Below are 17,677 nucleotides of genomic sequence, written 5' to 3' on the forward strand. Positions count from 1 at the left end.
AAATGGCATCATTATTGTCCAAATAAGGCATGTGGATATCTGTTGCTTGTTGGAACGTAAGAAAGGATGATTAATATTGATAGGAAATAAGATAATAGGGCAGCATGAATACAATATTAGGCTGCTATCAGGTGATGATGCGATTGATGTACAAGCCCTATGTGAAAGATGTTCAGATTTTTCGGAGTTAATTGAAGGTAGACCGCCTGAAAAAGATGCGGGAAAAAGCATTCTATTTGATTTGCCTCCTGATAAAGAGTTGAAAGACAAGTATGTTTTCGGAGTTTATAAAGAGAATGGTATTTTAATTGCGGTAATTGATATCATTAAAGATTATAAAATAGCTGGAGAATGGATGATAGGTTTACTGATGATTGACCCAAGTGAAAGAGGAAACAGCTTAGGAAGAAAATCACATGATCTTATAAAAAGTTGGGTTTTAGAAGAACATGGCAAGTTATTAAGAATTGGAGTAGTAGAAGAGAATTATAGAGGATATAAATTTTGGTGTCAAATGGGATATGTTGAAGTGGATAGAGTAAAAAATACCTATGGAAATAAAGAACATACAGTAATAATTATGAATTTATTTCTTTAGTAAAGGGTATTAATGAAATTAAAACTTATGTTTTATAAATATATTATGACTTAAGAGGATACCAGCTCCGATTATTATAGCGAGAAGTAATGAAGAATATACAATATTACTGTGAGTCTTCAGTCACAAAAGAATATTAAGATATTCGTAAGATATTTGTAAGAAAAAATTCCAACATGACTCCTTATTATGTGATTAAATAAAATAATCACAAAAGAAGGAGCTGTTTTATTATGACATCAAAAAAAAGAAAGAAAAAATCAAAGATGAAAAGGATTCTGATGTTTCCATCGATGTTTATCATTGCTGTTCTTATTTACAAACTTATTTCTATCCCTGGAGCTTGGAATTTATCTGATAAAAACAGTAATGATAAAACTGTGCCGGTTCCCTTCTACGATTCTGCTTTTATACCTTCTGACAGCCTGCAAAGTACTCATGCTATTCTGATCCGTATAGATGACAATACTGTTATGATGGAAAAAAAGAGCGAAGGAAGAATCTATCCAGCCTCTTTGACTAAAATAATGACGGCAATTGTTGCGATAGAAAATTTACCTGATTTGAAGGAAGAAATCAAACTTACAAACTCTACATTTCAGGGATTATATGAAGCGAATGCATCCATGGCAGGATTTCAAGTAGACGAGAATGTCAGGGCAATTGACTTGTTATATGGAGTTATGCTTCCAAGTGGTGCAGAGTGCTGTATTGGACTTGCTGATGAAATTGCAGGGTCAGAGCAGAAATTTGCAGAAATGATGAATCAAAAGGCGATAGATCTCGGCATGAATAATACTCATTTTGAAAATACTACTGGACTCCATGATGAAGATCACTATACAACAGCCAAAGATTTGGCTATACTTCTTAATCATGCCCTTGAGAACGATACATTCCGAGAGATTTTCACTTCTTCCCGCCATACATCCAAGTCTACGAACAAACATCCTGATGGGATTACATTTTATAGTACAATGTTTAAAAACCTTGATACACCCAATGTTATGGATGGAAAAATTTTAGGGGGAAAAACTGGATATACAGATATGGCTGGCTTATGTCTAGCAAGTCTTGCCAAAGTAGGTGAAGAAGAATACATTCTGATTACAGCTGGTGCGAAGGGAGATAACAGATCTGAACAGTTCAATATTAGCGATGCATTGACAGTGTATAACAGTCTAGGAGAAGAATAGTTTTTTAAAGATTATATCGAATATCTGCAATTTTGCAGAGTTATTGTAAAATATTCCATAACTGCTTATAATGTAATTATAAGGGAATAGAATTTACGAGGTGAGAATATGACTTTCTTTATAGATGATTGGATAAATGAACTTGTTTCAAAAATAAAAAAGGAATATGGAGATAATGTGATTTTTATTGGTCTACAGGGAAGTTACAAACGTAGAGAAGCTGGTGATAACAGTGATATAGATATTGTAGTTATCCTAAATGAACTGACTATGGAAGATTTGAAAAGATATCGGGAGATAATATTCAAAATGCCTTATGGAGAAAAAGCTTGCGGGTTTATTTCTGGGCAAAATGAAATTTTAAGTTGGGAAAAATCCGATCTATTTCAATTTTACTATGATACGCAGTCAATCTACGGTAGCATAGACTATTTGTTGCCACTGATTGACAAAGGGGATGTTAAGCGCGCTATAAAAATAGGTGCGTGTAATCTATATCATGGATGCTGCCATAATTTTATCTATGAAAATAGCTCCGAAGTTTTATCAGTGCTTTACAAGTCAGCATTTTTTATTTTGCAAGCTAAGTATTTTTATGAAACAAACGAATACATAGGCAGCAAGATAGATTTGGAAAAACGCTTGGACGGTATAGATAAAGAAATATTGAACATTTGTATAGAGAGAGAAAAGTTAACTGCAATGGATGAGAGTGACTTAGTCTTATATTATGATAAAATCATCTCTTGGAGCAGTAATCTTTTACAATCCTACTGATGACTATTATGAATAAGAGAAATGACCTATGATAGATAAAATTTGAATCATGTGGGGGGGTATTTACAGGTATGATCAAAGTAGATGGCTTGAAGATTATAAATTATGAGAAAGTAACAAATGATTGGAGTCCAAGTTTTTCAGGGATAGTTTCTGGTGAATGTAAGGGAAATTTATGGGTTGATAATATTGAAAATCCAAATATTGCAATTGCAGAGTCTTATGCAGTGGGAAGTTTTGCATTTCTAGGAGATATTCAATCTAAAGAAGAATATAAAAGCATTGAAGCATTTATTAAAAATGAACTGTTTATAATATTAAAAGCAAAAGGAATTGATTATTTTGAGTTTTCCATTGAAAATGATAGTTTAAAAAGATATATACTGAAAATGTTTTATGATAGAGAAATGCAAAAAGAAAATGAATACAAATTTAGGACAAATGATAAAATTACTGAATTATTTAGTCTGACAGAAGAATATAAGTTATATAAAGTTGATTATGAGCTTTGGAATTTAATAGATAGAGGAAATATTCAAAATGGAAATTTAGTGACTGAGAGAATACTAGAATCATGGGAAAACTTTGATACTTTTATTAGAAAAAGTTCGGCATTTTGTGCAGTGCATTTAAATAAAATTATTGCTGTAATTGTGGGAACTGGAAGATTCAATAATATTATTCCCATTGATATATATGTTGAGGAAGAGCATAGAAATAAAGGCTTAGGGTTAATATTGACTAGGGAGTTTGTAAATGAGTGTATAAGAATAGGCGTGACTGTTCAATGGGATTGCATGGAATCTAATTCTGCATCGCAGAGATTGGCAGAAAAAGCAGGATTTAAATTCATAAAGCAAGATCAAGTATATTGGTTTGATATATAGTATACAATTTTGGTAAATGTATATATATTTAATGATGCACAGCTAAGTGTACTTATAGTAGAAAAGTTGTGTTTCTCATGGATATTTTAAATATTGATAAATCAATAAATGAATATAATCTTAGAAACAACGAAGATGCTTTTTAAAATTATTTTTTAGATCAAATAGATGGCGGCTATTTACCACATCATTATTTCATGATTAAGAACATAAGGATATATGTAGGTTTTTACTCCCTTAGGCCATGATTTCAGGGGAGTTTTTGTGGATTAATTTTTAACTTTATTAAATAATAGAGAAGCTTTAATTATAAATAATAAGTTGAAATCTAAATCACTTTGTGCTAGTATAAGTTTATATTTAAGTCCTTTAAATGATTCTTGAAGATTATAAAGCGAAAGCGAATGTCTTGATTGATTAGAATTCAAGATATTTTTTTATTTTAATATAATAAAATTGAAAATTAAATGAGTTTAAAGGCAATAATCTATAGAGCAATGATTAATATTTTAATAGATTTATAAATGCTCCAAGATTTATCCAATGACTGTCATTTAACTTTTATGTTAATCCATTAGGTCGTTTTATGGAAATTACTTTAAGGGAGGAACATTAAATTGAAAAAAATTTTCAAAAACATATTGAACCTGGCTTTAGCCATGTGTATAGTTTTAGGTATGCCAATTTCTAAGTCAGTAGCTGCTTCTGATAAAATCGAAGACAAAAAGGCAATCATATTGATATTGGATGAAATTAGCTTAGAAGATGTACTTAACAGCCATACTCCAAATATAGATGTATTGTTGGAAAATGGAGCTATGGGTTTTATGAATATAAGAGCAAGGTCAAGTTTGTCTAATAGAGGGAGTACCTATCTTAGTTTAGGTATGGGAGTAAGAACTTTGGCATCTACTAAAGGTGGATTAGCCTTCCCAAGAAATCAAATGTACCCTCTTTCAGATTATAGCTTAGTATCAGAATATGTTACAGTCAGCGATATTTATAAATTGTATACAGGAAAAACTCCTCCAGATGGTGAGATTATAAATATAGCTATTAGAGATATTGAAAGAACTGCTTTAGATATTACTCCTAACAATCAGGTAGGACTTTTGGGGAAAATAGCCAAAGAAAAAGGTCTTGTAACTGGAGTAGTAGGAAATAGTGACATAGATGTCCCTGCTAGAGAAGCTACTTTGTTGGCTATGGATGAAAATGGTATAATTCCTTTTGGTTCTATAGAATCTGATTTATTAATGACTGATGTTAATGTATTAGGAGGAATTAAGTTAAATCAAGAAAAGCTATTAGAAGAAGTAGAACGTATTTTGCCTCATGTAAATATGCTATTTATAGATTATGGAGATACTGTGAGAGTGCAGAAAGCAAATCGATTAACTACAGATGATATTAAGGAAGAGCAAAAAATCAAAGCTATTGAACGAGCTGATTCATTCCTTGGTCAGGTTATGAATAAAGTTGATCAGGAAAAAACTTTATTTATGATCATAACCCCTAATCCTTCCAAGGAAGTGGTTAATCAAGGCAATTTTGGTTTAACTCCTATAATTATGTCGAGTGCTAACACTGAAAAAGGATTGCTAATATCCAATACAACTCGTAGAGAAGGATTAGTCACTAATTTTGATTTTGGACCTACTATCCTTGATTTTTTTGGAATTGCTGAACCTAGAAGTTTTATCGGAGAACCAATGAAAGTAATAAGCAATGAAAACCCTACTGAGGTTTTACTTAGAAGTCAAGCACAAAGTTTATATTTAAGGAAGTATCGCAATGTCTTTCATCAGGCTTTTATTGTTTTGGTAGGCATTGCTTTAGTAGGATTTTACTTACCTAGATTTATAAAATGGAAGGTACTACCTAATAAGATACTTAATTATTTAAGCTTGACAATAATGGCAGTTCCTTTAACAATGATGACGGTCTCGCTATTTGGTTATAAATACATAGGTTTTGATTTGTTTTATGTATTTGGCGGTGCTTTTATTATATCCTATATTTTAAATAGAATTTTTAATAAAAAATGGATGACCATGGCCACTTTGGGATTAATAACCAGTATATTTCTATTGATAGATATCTTCTTTGTGAAAAAACTAATGATTATTTCTCCATTAGGATCTGATGCTATTGCAGGTGGTAGGTTTTACGGCATAGGTAATGACTATATGGGTATATTGCTGGGCTCTACTTTGTTAGGCTTTTTTTCATTATTTCATCTATATAAAATTAAGAAACCTACTATGGCAGTATTTATAACTTCGTATATGATTTTAGTGATAGTGGGTCTCAGTCCTTTCTTTGGAGCTAATATGGGTGGTACATTGTCTGCTATGCTGATTGCTTTGTTAATTCTGCTAATAGTTTTTGATAAAAAATTTTCTTTTAAAAAGATAATGATTATAGTTATTGGAGTTATTGTAGGAATATTATTATTGGCCGCATTAGATGTCTTATTTAATCCAAATCCTACTCATGCAGGAAAGGCATTAGAATCTTTAATAACAGGCGGTTTTAGTAAATTTTTTGAGATAATTGGTTATAAGTTAAAACAAGTTTTCTGGAATTTAATTAATGCTTCATGGAATATCATTTTATTTTCACAAGTGATTTTATCCATTTTATTGTATAGATGGAAAAGTGAAATTTTAGTGAAAATCCGTGAAAATTATCCCAACTTATTTAAAGGATTTATTATAACTCTCTTTGGTGGTATAGCTATCTTCTTATTTAATGATACTGGAACCATAGCGGCAGCCTTGATATTGGACTACTTGTTTATACCCCTAGGAGTGTTGATGAACGATATAGTGGAGTGCAACGGAGAAGGAAGATTCCATAAATTTTTTTAACGCATATTAAGCAGATATAGGACAGAGAATGGATGAATTGATAATTAAAAATGAAAATACAGGTCTAAAGGTTCAAGCAAAGCGTCTTGTAGCTATTCTTTGGTATGAAATAGTGCAAAATGTTTAAAGAAATACATGTAGAGGTGTTATTATATAAATTTGTAGATAAAATAAGGGAATGAAGAAATCTTGATAAATAAAATTGATAACGATTTTTTTCTCTTATGTGTTTTTATTGAATTTTAAAAGGGGTAGACAGATGTCTACCCCTTTTAAAGTAAATAGTTATGCATAGAAACTATGTCCACCTATTTTTGTTACATAGGTCTTATTTTTTACAATCCAAGTTCCTGCTGCTTTAGCTGGATTGAAAAAATATGTTGAATTTCCTACTGGTCTTGCTCCATTTAGAGCATCCTTAGCTGCATTTATACTTTCTTGTGATGGAGTATTATATATAGTTCCTTCAGCAACTGGACTAAACTGAGGAATACTGCCATAATACTCGAAAATTACACCATATATAGTATTAGGAAATTCTTTAGAATTAACTCTGTTAAGAATTACATTTCCAACTGCTACTTTTCCATTGTATGGCTCTCCACTTGCTTCTGCTTCAATAATTCTAGCTAACCATAATAAATCAGCATCACTATAGCTTTTTACAGAACTTCTAGAAGAGCTTGTCCCTCTTGAGACAGTGGTAGTTTTACCATATAGTGCTGTTTGAGTTTGTTTTCCTGCAATACCATCAATAATTAATTTATTATCCTTCTGAAAGTTAATAACAGCTTTCTCTGTCACCTTTCCATAGATACCATCTATAGAGATTGTATAGTATCCATAATTTTGCAATTTCTGCTGAAGCCTAGAAACTTCATTTCCTTTACTGCTAAATTTCAATGTTTTATAATTTTCGCTTGCAAATACTCCAGTTATTGGTACCAATAATAATATTAAAACTATTAAAATTGATAATATTCTTTTTCCTTTCATTGACATACACACTCCTTCCGTAATAAGGCTTCCGAAGTTAGCTGACGGGTTCGGGATAGAAGGCTCCCTACCACAGTGATGTGGATTAACCCCTTAAATGGTTCCTCCGTACCTATAATATCTAGGATTCAGCAGTTATGATGATATGCAATATGGATATTATATAAGAAGATATTTATTATGTAAACCCGAAAGTCTAATATACCAAAAATTGCATATGTAAAATATAGTATAATATCCATATATATATTAATATGGATATCAGGTTAGATATAGAATATAATAACTGTATGGCTAGAAAGCGGGGGGAATGGGATGCCCTAATAGCATGGATACAGGTGGTTCTGTTTGCTTATATCTATATAAATTTAATTTAATGAGGTGTATATTATGAAAATAGTAGTTTTGGATGGATATACTTTAAATCCTGGAGATTTGAGCTGGGACGAGCTAGAAACCTTAGGAGAACTAACAGTATATGATAGGACTCCAATAGATAAGATTGCAGAAAGAATTGGAGAGGCTGATATTGTTTATACAAATAAAACTCCCATTACAAAAGAGACTCTTGATCTATGTCCTAATATAAAATTCATTGGTGAATTGGCGACAGGATATAACAATATAGACATTATAGCTGCAAAAAATAAGAACATTCTTGTATGCAATGTTCCAACTTATGGGACTAATGCAGTTGCTCAATTTACAATTGCTCTATTATTAGAGCTTTGTCATCATATTGGTGCACATTCAGATGCAGTAAAAGAAGGAGATTGGACAAATAATATTGACTGGTGTTTTTGGAATCATCCAATGGTCGAACTTGATGGTAAAACTATGGGAATCATAGGATTTGGCAGAATTGGTCAAAGAACTGCTAAAATTGCACAGGCCTTAGGGATGAATATTTTAGCACTAAGTAATAATAGAAGGCCAGAGTTTGAAACAGAGACTTGTAAATATGTTGACTTAGAGGAACTTTTGGCGAAATCAGATGTGATTTCTTTACACTGTCCACTTTTTCCAGAAACAAGGGGCATAATTAATAAGGATACGATTGGAAAGATGAAGGATGGAGTTATGATAATTAACACCTCTCGTGGTCAGTTAATTGTAGAAGAGGATTTAAGAGATGCTTTAAACAGTGGAAAGATAGCAGGGGCAGCATGTGATGTAGTATCAATAGAACCTATTCAATTAGATAATCCACTTCTTGATGCTAAAAATATAATTATCACTCCTCATATTGCATGGGTACCAAGGGAAAGTAGACAAAGACTTATGGATATCGCAGTAAAAAATTTAAGGTCATTCATAGAAGGTAATCCAATCAATGTAGTGAATTAGTCATTACTGAAGTTAAAGATTTCTGAATAATGTTCGGAGGGCAGAAATGAAAAGAGATTTTGTTATTGTATTAGCACCTGATTCATTTAAAGAAAGTATGACTGCTAAGGAGGCTTGTGAGGCCATGGAAAGAGGAATTAAGAAAGCTAATAGTAGTATTAGCTGTATACATGTACCAATGGCTGATGGTGGGGAAGGAACAATGCAGTCTTTAATAGATTCTACAAATGGTAAAATATATACAATAAGTGTAATAGGACCATTAGGAGATGAAGTAGAAGCAAGTTATGGCATTTTAGGAGATGGAGAAACTGGTATACTTGAGATGGCAAGTGCCAGCGGCATCCATTTAGTGCCACTAGAAAAAAGAAATCCTTTAATAACTACTACTTATGGTACGGGACAGCTTATAAAAGCTTGTTTAAATCATGATGTGAAAAAATTATTAATAGGTATAGGTGGAAGTGCAACCAACGATGGTGGCATAGGAGTTGTACAAGCATTAGGCGGTAAGTTTCTTGATAAAGAAGGCAAGGAGTTAGGATTTGGAGGAAAAGAATTAGATAAATTAGTTACCATTGATTTATCTAATTTTGACAATCGTTTAAAAAATGTTATTGTAGATGTCGCTTGTGACGTTGATAATCCTTTATGTGGAGAACAAGGAGCTTCTTATGTATTTGGGGCACAAAAAGGGGCAACACCTGAAATGATGGAGATATTGGATAATAATTTGAGACATTATTCTGAGATAATAAAAAGACAATTAGGAATAGATATTTTACATGTATATGGTGCAGGTGCAGCTGGAGGACTTGGTGCGGGACTTATGGCATTTTTAAATGGTAAATTAAATAAAGGTATTGATATGGTAATTAAGTATTCAAAACTTGAAGAAAAATTGTCTCTTGCTGATATGGTGTGGACTGGTGAAGGGTCAATTGATTTTCAGACTAAATTTGGAAAAACTCCTCTTGGTGTTGCTAAAGCGGCAAAACGATATAATAAACCAGTAATAGCATTGGCAGGAAGAGTAGGATCTAATATAGAAATTCTATATACTATGGGGATTGATTCTATTTTTAGTATAACAAGAGATATAACAACATTGGAAGAAGCATTAGAGAAAGGACAAGAGAATATGGAAAAAACAGCTGAAAATATAATAAGGTTGATGAACTTAAATTGCTAGGAACAAGAAACAACAGTGCGGCAAAACTGACGCACTGCTGTAGAAAGTACCAGCATTACTTCTTCTTAAATTTGGAAAATAGCTGCTGTAAAGTAAAAACTGTTCCATTAAAATGCTGTATAGTTTAGCAGTACCAAGGCTAGCAGCTTGAAAAGAACAAAATCTCGGTTGTTCTTTTAGTTCCTGATCAGAAGTATTTCTCCAACAAAAATCCATATTATGTACAACACCATATCTAATAAATATTAAAGCTATTTTTATCAAAACATTATACCATGAAAGCCAATAAAAGTGAATTGTTTTCCCCTATAGGTGTTATAAGATATTGACATAGACATTGATGTCGTTTATAATCAAATTAAAACGACATCAATGTCTATTTTGTATTTGGAATAAACAAATTGCTTTGCAGAATCAGAATTTGTTAAAGTATTACAATAGAAAAGAGGAAAGAGAATATGTCTCCAAAAGTAAGTAATCAATATAAAACAAATAAAAGGAAAGAATTATTGGAAGCTGCCAAAAGAGTGTTTATACAGAAGGGGTATATACAAGCAACAATGCAGGATATTATTGATGAAGCAGGTATATCAAGAGGTGCTTTATATTCCTATTTTAATAATATTCAGCATGTATTTGAGGAACTTCTCAAGTTAGAAGATAAAATGGATATTCTTTATTTTAAAAAAGAGGATAGATCTTCTTTTTGGCAACAGTTAATAAACTGGATCAGAATACAACAAAAAAATATTGAATATATTAATCAGTCCCTTTTACTTTGCAAGACGGAATTCTTCTTGACAACATATCGTAATTCCAATGAGACAAGTAATCCCTATGTAATAGAGCGGTATAAGGAGTTAGCTTCTTCAATAAAAGAATTTATTGAAGAAGGGGCTAAAAAAGAAGAATTCAAACCTTGTATGCCTTCAAAGTCAATTGCTTTATATATTATTTCCTTCATAGATGGGTTAATGCTAGATACATTTAATTTAGGTATAGAAGTCACTAAGGTAAATGAGCAAATTGATATCTTATTTTTTACATTGAGAGAAATGCTTTGCCCAATTATAGAATAGTAAAGGAGTGTTATTATGTTATTTGAGTCTTCTAAAATTATTTTAAGAAAGATGACATTACAAGATGTAGAGTTATATCATACATGGAGAAATGACATAGAGGTCATGAAATCTACTTCTCCATTTTTAGATATTTATCATATTGACGAGACAAAAGAGTTTGTTAGTCAAGTAATTTTAGGTTCAGGATCTTCAAGGAGTTATATAATAGTGGAAAAGGAGTCTAATAATCCTGTAGGGATTACTTCATTGATTAATATTGATTATAAAAATCGTAACGCTGAATGTATTATTGATATTGGAGATAAGACATCATGGGGCAAAGGATATGGAACAGAAGCGATGAAATTACTTCTTGATTATAGCTTTCTTGAAATGAATCTGCATAGAGTGTATTTAAGGGTCTTTTCTTTTAATAGCAAAGCTATTAATCTATATGAGAAAATAGGTTTTCAACATGAAGGAAGATTACGAGAAAGCATTTTTAGAGAGGGGAAATGGCAAGATATAATTCATATGGCAATTCTTCAAAATGAATATATTAAAAGAGATTATGTGGATAGAGGTGCAGAGTAGTATCAAAATAGAGACGGTTTTTACCGTCTTTATTTTGATATTGCTTCCTTCAATGTATGCCATGCTAAAACAGCACATTTTACCCTAGCAGGCATGTTAGAAATATTTTGAAGAACTATAGCATCTTCTAATTTCTCTAGTTCATTTTCGTCAGTGATTTCTTTTTTTATCATACCTATAAAGGTTTTTATTAAATTTAGTGATTCCTCTATAGTTAGACCCTTTATTAAATCTATCATCATAGATGTAGATGCTTGAGATATAGCACATCCAACTCCAGTAAATGAAGCATCCTTTATTATATTTCCATCAAGCTTTAGGTGCAAGGAAATATCATCACCACAGGTGGGATTATGCCCTCTTTCAGTGATGTCTGAATCTAATAAGGATTTCTTATTGTGTCCATTTTTATTATGCTCCATAATAAGTTGAGTATAAATTGAATTAAGATCCATAACCTAACCACTTCCTTACATTTTTAATTCCTTCAATAAATTGGTCTATATCTTCCTTTGTATTATAGAGATAGAAGCTTATCCTAGAAGTTGCAGGAACATCAAGATACCTCATCAAAGGTTGACAACAGTGATGTCCTGCTCTAAGGGCTATACCATAGGAGTCCAAAATAGATGCTATATCATGGGGATGTATATCATCTATTGTAAAGGATATTATGCCGCCTCTCGTATCCAAATCTTTAGGACCTTGAATATTCACATAAGGTATATAAAGCATTTTTTCCAATGCATATTCCACTAGGATTTTCTCATGTTTATGGATATTATCTAGACCTATATTTTGCAAATAATCAATTGCCGCTTTAAGTCCTACAGCTCCTTCTACATTTTGTGTTCCAGCCTCAAACTTATGTGGAAGGGGGGCAAAGGTGGATTCCTGTTCATAGACATATTCTATCATATCTCCACCCATTAAAAATGGAGGCATACTTTCTAACAATTCTTTTTTACCATATAATACTCCTATTCCCATAGAACCTAACATCTTATGGGCAGAAAAGACAAAGAAATCTACATCAAGATGTTGAACATCTACTGACATATGTGGAGTGCTTTGAGCTCCGTCTACTACAACTATGGAGCTCTTATTATGAGCGTAGTCTATTATTTCACTAAGAGGGTGAATAACTCCCAGAACATTAGACATCTGAGCAATAGATACAATCTTTGTCTTATTGGTTATTTTTTTCTTTATTTCTTCTAGAGAAATCCTTCCTTCTTCATCTAAATACATATATTTTAATACTGCCTTTTTCTCCTTTGCTATTCTTTGCCAAGGGAGGATATTGCTATGGTGCTCTGAGATAGCTAATACTATTTCATCATTCTCTTTAATGAATTCCCTTCCATAGGAATAGGCAATTAGATTGATGGACTCCGTAGTATTTCTGGTGAAAATAATCTCTTCTATATCTTTAGCATTGATAAACTCTCTTACTTTCTCCTTAGCTAAATCGTACTCCTCTGTAGCCCTTATACTAAGCTGATGAGCACCTCTATGAGGATTTCCATGAGAGACTTTGTTATAATTACTCATGGCATCAATGACTTGTATAGGTTTCTGTGTTGTAGCACCATTGTCTAAATATACTAGTTCATTATTATTTATTTGTTGATTAAATATAGGAAAGTCTTTTTTTATTTCTTGAGGATTTAGTTTAAGCATCTATAATTCTCCTCTCAACTTCACTGCTAATCAATTTACGTAAGTCCTTTAAGGGAATTTTATCAATTATCGGTCTAAAGGATGCTTCTACGATTAATTTTTTTGCTTCTCTCTCGCTCAATCCTCTGCTCATAAGATAAAAAAGCCTATTTTCATCAATTTGTCCTGCACTAGCTGCATGTTCTCCTTCTACATCATCTTCACCGCACAATAATGCTGGTATGGAATCTGATTTTACAGTAGGATCAAGTAATATTACATACTCTTCCTCAGAACCTTTGGAATGTCTGGCACCTCTCTTAAAATCAAGATTTCCTCTAAATACTTTTTTAGATTTATCTTTGAGAACTCCCTTAGTTTCGATATTACTTATACTTCTAGGACCGCAGTGAATCATGGAATACTCCAAATCCATTTTGCGTATTCCATCACCTAGATATATGGAAGAAAGATTGGACTCACTTGCTTCACCCTCTAAAATAGTGCAATAACTAGAACCGCTAATACTGCTTCCTAACTCAACAGATATCCAATTTACCTTTCCTCGTCCTTCCACAAAGGCAATATTTGAATCGAAGTTCCGAGATATATCGTTCATTCTTTGCAGTTTTATTATGTTGATTACCGAATTTTCTTTTGCATATGCAATTGTAAGTCCATTATGGAAAGCTTCTATTTCTTCATTGGAGCTGTAATCAATAACAATTGTTGCTTGACTTCCAGCTTCAGCTATAATAATATTTTTATCTATAACAATAGGATTTTCATTATCCATATTAAATTCAACTTTTATAGGACTATTTATTTTAGTATTCGGGGGAAGGGATAAGCCTATGCCGCTGTTATAAAATTTATTGACAAAGGAAACAAATCTATCTCCTACCCCTTGAATTTTAGGTGCATTAAAATAGTTATCCATATCTTCATTTGTCCTATTTAATTCTACTCCAATAGGAAGTTCTCCTTCGATTTTTATATAATCTTTTGTGTAATTCAAAACATTAGGAAACTGAAAATCCTCTAAACCAATTCTTTTCCAAAGCATTTTATCCCTCCTTATCCAATAGAACCTTCAAGTTCTATATTAATCAAGTTATTAAGTTCAACAGCATATTCAAGTGGAAGCTCCTTAGTTATTGGTTCCACAAAACCTCTGACTATCATTGCCTTGGCTTCTTCTTCGCTAATTCCTCTGCTCATAAGATAGAAGATAGCCTCATCGCTGATTCTGCCTATTTTAGCCTCATGACCTATGTCTATATTGTCATTATTTAATTCTATTATAGGCAAAGTATCTGATCTGGATTTATTATCAAGCATTAATGATTCACAGGATACTGATGATTTGCATCCATAGGCATCCTTAGCCACCTTAAGAAGTCCCCTATAAAAGGCATGACCTCCATCTCTGGAAATAGATTTAGAATTAACCGTCGATGTTGTATGTGGTGCTGCATGAACAACCTTTGTACCAGTATCTAAATACTGTCCTTTTGCTGCAAAGGTGACTCCTGTAAATTCTGATTTTGCACCTTCTCCCCTCAATATGCTCATAGGATAAAGCATAGTGACTTTAGATCCGAAAGAGCCGGAAATCCATTCTATAGTACCATTTTTATCTACTAAGGCCCTTTTCGTATTTAAGTTATACATGTTTTTGGACCAATTTTCTATGGTACTGTATCTCAAAGTTGCATTTTCTCTTATAAATAACTCAACACAGCCAGCATGCAGATTGTTTACTTTATATTTGGGAGCAGAACAGCCTTCTATGAAGTGGAGTTTTGCTCCTTCTTCCACAATTATTAAGGTATGCTCAAACTGACCTGCTCCCGGTGCATTAAGTCTGAAATACGATTGAAGGGGAATGTCTACTTGAATCCCAGCAGGGACATATACAAAAGAACCTCCTGACCAAACAGCTCCATGGAGGGCAGCAAATTTATGGGCATTTGGAGGGATCAAAGTCATAAAATATTCTTTAACTATATCTTCATACTCTTCTAATGCAGTTTCCATATCGGTATATACTACACCTTGTTCGACTAATTCCTTTTTGATATTGTGATAGACAACTTCTGAATCATATTGTGCTCCAACTCCAGCTAGGGCTTCTCTTTCCGCTTGGGGAAGACCTAATAATTCAAAGGTTTTCTTTATATCTTCGGGTACGTCATCCCAACTATTCTTCATATCAGAATTAGGTCTGATATAGGTTATAATATCATCCATATCAAGGTCTGATAAATCTGCTCCCCAAGCAGGCATAGGTTTACTGTTATATATCTCTAGCGATTTCAATCTAAAATCAGTCATCCATTGCGGCTCATTCTTTTCTCTTGAAATTTCTTTTATTATTTCAGGACTTAAACCTTTGTCTGATTTATATTTATAGGTAAATTTATTTTTGATATCATAGATTCCCCTGTCAATATCTTCAATATATGTTTTTTTTCTTTCCATATTTTTCACCTCTATTTGCTGGAAAGCTCAGCTTTAATATTCTCGTATCCTCTTTCATCAATTTCCTTGGCTAGTTCTATTCCGCCAGTTTTAACGATTTTTCCATCAAGTAAGATATGGATATAATCGGGTTGAAGATAATCGAGTAATTTATTATAGTGAGTTATTACTAATATAGAATTTTTTTGGTTTTTAAAATTCTTTACACCCTCAGCTACTATCCTTATTGCATCTACATCAAGCCCGGAATCTGTTTCATCTAGGATTGCGAGCTTGGGATCAAGAATAGACATTTGAAGGATTTCATTTTTCTTCTTTTCTCCTCCTGAAAACCCTAGATTTAAATATCTAGATGCATATTCATCTTTCATTTCTAGCTGTTTCATTTTCTCCTTTAGTAATTTTTTAAAAGGAATAAGCTTTTGAGCTTCTCCTGAAACAGATGTTTTTGAAGTTCGCAGAAATTCTTCTACTGTAACACCGGGAATTTCCTCTGGGTATTGGAAGGATAGAAATATTCCTTTTTTAGCTCTCTTATCAGGTGCTAAATCATTTATCAGCTCTCCCTCAAATTCTATTTCCCCATCTATAATCTCGTACTTTGGATGTCCCATTAAAGTATATGCCAGAGTTGATTTTCCTCCACCATTAGGTCCCATGATAATATGGATTTCACCATGATTAATGTGGAGATTAAGTCCTTTCAAAATCTCCTTATCTTCTATATTTACCTTTAAATTATTTATACTAAGTAAATTATTTGGCATAAAAACCCTCCTTTATATGAAAAAAGTTATCACTTGATAATGATTATCATCGATGTAAGTATAATTATATACTTGTGGTTTAAAAAAGTAAATAGACTAATTTACTAGGAATTAATTGTATTTTAATTTTACTCATAAATCCTTCGCTACAAAGAATACAATAAAAGAAGACATATAGATTATAAAATCTAGTAGAAAGGGGAGGCTTGAAATGCAGTTAAATAAGTTTATAGTAATATTTATGATACTTCAGCAAGTTATAGTCGGTGGTCAAGTAAAGAATGATTTAAGCCATATAGACACAAGTATTGTAGAAAGTATAGAAATTGAGGAAGAACTAATGGAAGAAGAGTTTGAGGAAGAACTAACAGATGAACAAATAGAAAAAAATATGGAGGAGATTATAATAGAAATACAGCAAGAAGCTCAGGAAGAATTCCAAGAAGAAAATAAAATAGAAATTATTACAAAATTTAATGTTGATGGGCTAATATTAAAGGAAGGGATATCTAGTGAAGAAGTTGTAAGACTCAAGAGGTTTTTAGAGAAGAAAGGATATGTCGATATAGCAGGAGGATATTATTATGATAGTAAGACAAAAGAGATAGTAGCTAGATATCAAAGAGAAAAAGGGCTGACATCTGATGGTATAGTCGGTAAGAATACATATCATAAGATAAATGAAGATATAGAATTAAATAAGATAAGTGTTCCAGAAATAGAGTTGGAATTTACAACTGAAATCCCTGGAGGGAATTTTATAATAATTAATAAAAGCAATAATACCTTATATCATTTATCAGGAAAAGAAATAATAAAAAGATATCCTGTAGCAACTGGAAAGGCTCCTGAGTATACTCCAGAAGGCAAATTTACAATAGTAACGAAATTTGTGAATCCATACTGGGGAGGAGCAGGAAAATATAAGCCTGTAAAGGGCGGAGCACCAAATAATCCTCTTGGCAAAAGATGGATGGGATTGAGTATAAAAGGTGGAGGGTCCTATGGTATACATGGAAATTCTGATAAAGAAAGCATTGGAAAATACGTATCCTTAGGTTGTGTTAGAATGTATAATCAAGATGTAGAAATACTATATCAGCTAATTGATAAAGGTACACCTGTATGGATAGGAAATGAAATAAAGCTCAAAGAATACGGTATATTATTTAAATGAATATTAGACTACGCTTTTAAAACTATAGTCGTTAATCTTAAATTGAAGATTTACAGTTTCCAATTT

16 protein-coding genes and 1 riboswitch are annotated in these 17,677 nt (G+C 32.2%); of the genes, 10 read left to right on the forward strand and 6 right to left on the reverse strand.

The annotated features are described in order from the left end of the window. Nucleotides 1-76: 76 nt before the first annotated feature. From CIW83_RS11575 to CIW83_RS11595, 5 genes are all read left to right on the forward strand, one after another. Nucleotides 77-598 carry a GNAT family N-acetyltransferase gene (locus tag CIW83_RS11575; RefSeq protein ID WP_158220104.1) on the forward strand — a complete coding sequence of 174 codons (522 nt, stop codon included), beginning with the start codon at nucleotides 77-79 and terminating at the stop codon, nucleotides 596-598. Between the two features lie 266 nt (nucleotides 599-864). After that, nucleotides 865-1,794, forward strand: a complete 930-nt coding sequence (locus CIW83_RS11580; protein ID WP_235601304.1) for a D-alanyl-D-alanine carboxypeptidase family protein — start codon at nucleotides 865-867, stop codon at nucleotides 1,792-1,794. A 108-nt stretch (nucleotides 1,795-1,902) separates the two neighbouring features. Then, a complete protein-coding gene (locus CIW83_RS11585; RefSeq protein ID WP_094901319.1) occupies nucleotides 1,903-2,571 on the forward strand; it encodes a nucleotidyltransferase domain-containing protein in 669 nt (222 codons plus the stop codon). Between the two features lie 71 nt (nucleotides 2,572-2,642). Next, nucleotides 2,643-3,458 carry a GNAT family N-acetyltransferase gene (locus tag CIW83_RS11590; protein WP_094901321.1) on the forward strand — a complete coding sequence of 272 codons (816 nt, stop codon included), beginning with the start codon at nucleotides 2,643-2,645 and terminating at the stop codon, nucleotides 3,456-3,458. A 617-nt stretch (nucleotides 3,459-4,075) separates the two neighbouring features. Beyond that, nucleotides 4,076-6,331: a hypothetical protein gene (locus CIW83_RS11595; RefSeq protein WP_094901323.1), complete on the forward strand. Its 2,256-nt coding sequence runs from the start codon at nucleotides 4,076-4,078 to the stop codon at nucleotides 6,329-6,331. A gap of 285 nt (nucleotides 6,332-6,616) precedes the next feature. On the opposite strand, the gene CIW83_RS11600 is transcribed toward CIW83_RS11595, so the two are convergent. Beyond that, the gene (locus CIW83_RS11600) at nucleotides 6,617-7,327 is read right to left on the reverse strand and encodes a cell wall hydrolase (RefSeq protein WP_094901325.1); all 711 of its coding nucleotides are present in this window, start codon (nucleotides 7,325-7,327) and stop codon (nucleotides 6,617-6,619) included. 9 nt (nucleotides 7,328-7,336) lie between these two features. Beyond that, a riboswitch (cyclic di-AMP (ydaO/yuaA leader) is annotated at nucleotides 7,337-7,471 on the reverse strand. A gap of 246 nt (nucleotides 7,472-7,717) precedes the next feature. Between CIW83_RS11600 and CIW83_RS11605 the strand changes: the two genes are divergently transcribed. From CIW83_RS11605 to CIW83_RS11620, 4 genes are all read left to right on the forward strand, one after another. Beyond that, nucleotides 7,718-8,674: a D-2-hydroxyacid dehydrogenase gene (locus CIW83_RS11605; protein ID WP_094901327.1), complete on the forward strand. Its 957-nt coding sequence runs from the start codon at nucleotides 7,718-7,720 to the stop codon at nucleotides 8,672-8,674. A 46-nt stretch (nucleotides 8,675-8,720) separates the two neighbouring features. After that, nucleotides 8,721-9,866: a glycerate kinase gene (locus CIW83_RS11610; RefSeq protein ID WP_094901329.1), complete on the forward strand. Its 1,146-nt coding sequence runs from the start codon at nucleotides 8,721-8,723 to the stop codon at nucleotides 9,864-9,866. A gap of 458 nt (nucleotides 9,867-10,324) precedes the next feature. Then, nucleotides 10,325-10,945 carry a TetR family transcriptional regulator gene (locus tag CIW83_RS11615; protein WP_094901331.1) on the forward strand — a complete coding sequence of 207 codons (621 nt, stop codon included), beginning with the start codon at nucleotides 10,325-10,327 and terminating at the stop codon, nucleotides 10,943-10,945. 15 nt (nucleotides 10,946-10,960) lie between these two features. After that, the gene (locus CIW83_RS11620) at nucleotides 10,961-11,521 is read left to right on the forward strand and encodes a GNAT family N-acetyltransferase (RefSeq protein WP_094901333.1); all 561 of its coding nucleotides are present in this window, start codon (nucleotides 10,961-10,963) and stop codon (nucleotides 11,519-11,521) included. A 29-nt stretch (nucleotides 11,522-11,550) separates the two neighbouring features. Here CIW83_RS11620 and sufU read toward each other — a convergent pair whose 3' ends face one another. Genes sufU through sufC form a run of 5 tightly spaced genes read right to left on the reverse strand, consistent with a single transcriptional unit; the run spans nucleotide 11,551 to nucleotide 16,434 of the window. Then, entirely contained in the window at nucleotides 11,551-11,976 is a 426-nt protein-coding gene (gene sufU, locus CIW83_RS11625; protein ID WP_094901335.1) for a Fe-S cluster assembly sulfur transfer protein SufU, read from the reverse strand. Continuing rightward, the gene (locus CIW83_RS11630) at nucleotides 11,966-13,204 is read right to left on the reverse strand and encodes a cysteine desulfurase (protein WP_094901337.1); all 1,239 of its coding nucleotides are present in this window, start codon (nucleotides 13,202-13,204) and stop codon (nucleotides 11,966-11,968) included. Before CIW83_RS11630 ends, sufU begins: the two co-directional genes overlap by 11 nt. Beyond that, nucleotides 13,197-14,249 (reverse strand): Fe-S cluster assembly protein SufD, encoded by a 1,053-nt coding sequence (gene sufD / locus CIW83_RS11635; RefSeq protein ID WP_094901339.1) that lies wholly within the window; start codon nucleotides 14,247-14,249, stop codon nucleotides 13,197-13,199. The genes CIW83_RS11630 and sufD overlap by 8 nt, the downstream gene beginning before the upstream one ends. Before the next feature lie 11 nt (nucleotides 14,250-14,260). Then, nucleotides 14,261-15,667 (reverse strand): Fe-S cluster assembly protein SufB, encoded by a 1,407-nt coding sequence (sufB, locus tag CIW83_RS11640; protein WP_094901341.1) that lies wholly within the window; start codon nucleotides 15,665-15,667, stop codon nucleotides 14,261-14,263. A gap of 11 nt (nucleotides 15,668-15,678) precedes the next feature. After that, on the reverse strand, nucleotides 15,679-16,434 hold the full coding sequence (gene sufC / locus CIW83_RS11645) for a Fe-S cluster assembly ATPase SufC (protein ID WP_094901343.1): 756 nt from the start codon (nucleotides 16,432-16,434) through the stop codon (nucleotides 15,679-15,681). A 211-nt stretch (nucleotides 16,435-16,645) separates the two neighbouring features. Here sufC and CIW83_RS11650 point away from each other — a divergent pair, with 211 nt between their 5' ends. Then, entirely contained in the window at nucleotides 16,646-17,611 is a 966-nt protein-coding gene (locus CIW83_RS11650; RefSeq protein ID WP_094901345.1) for a L,D-transpeptidase, read from the forward strand. Nucleotides 17,612-17,677 lie beyond the last annotated feature (66 nt).

The sequence above is a fragment of the Tissierella sp. P1 genome (genome assembly GCF_002266425.1).
In the GTDB taxonomy this organism is placed as follows: Bacteria; Bacillota; Clostridia; order Tissierellales; family Tissierellaceae; genus Tissierella; species Tissierella carlieri.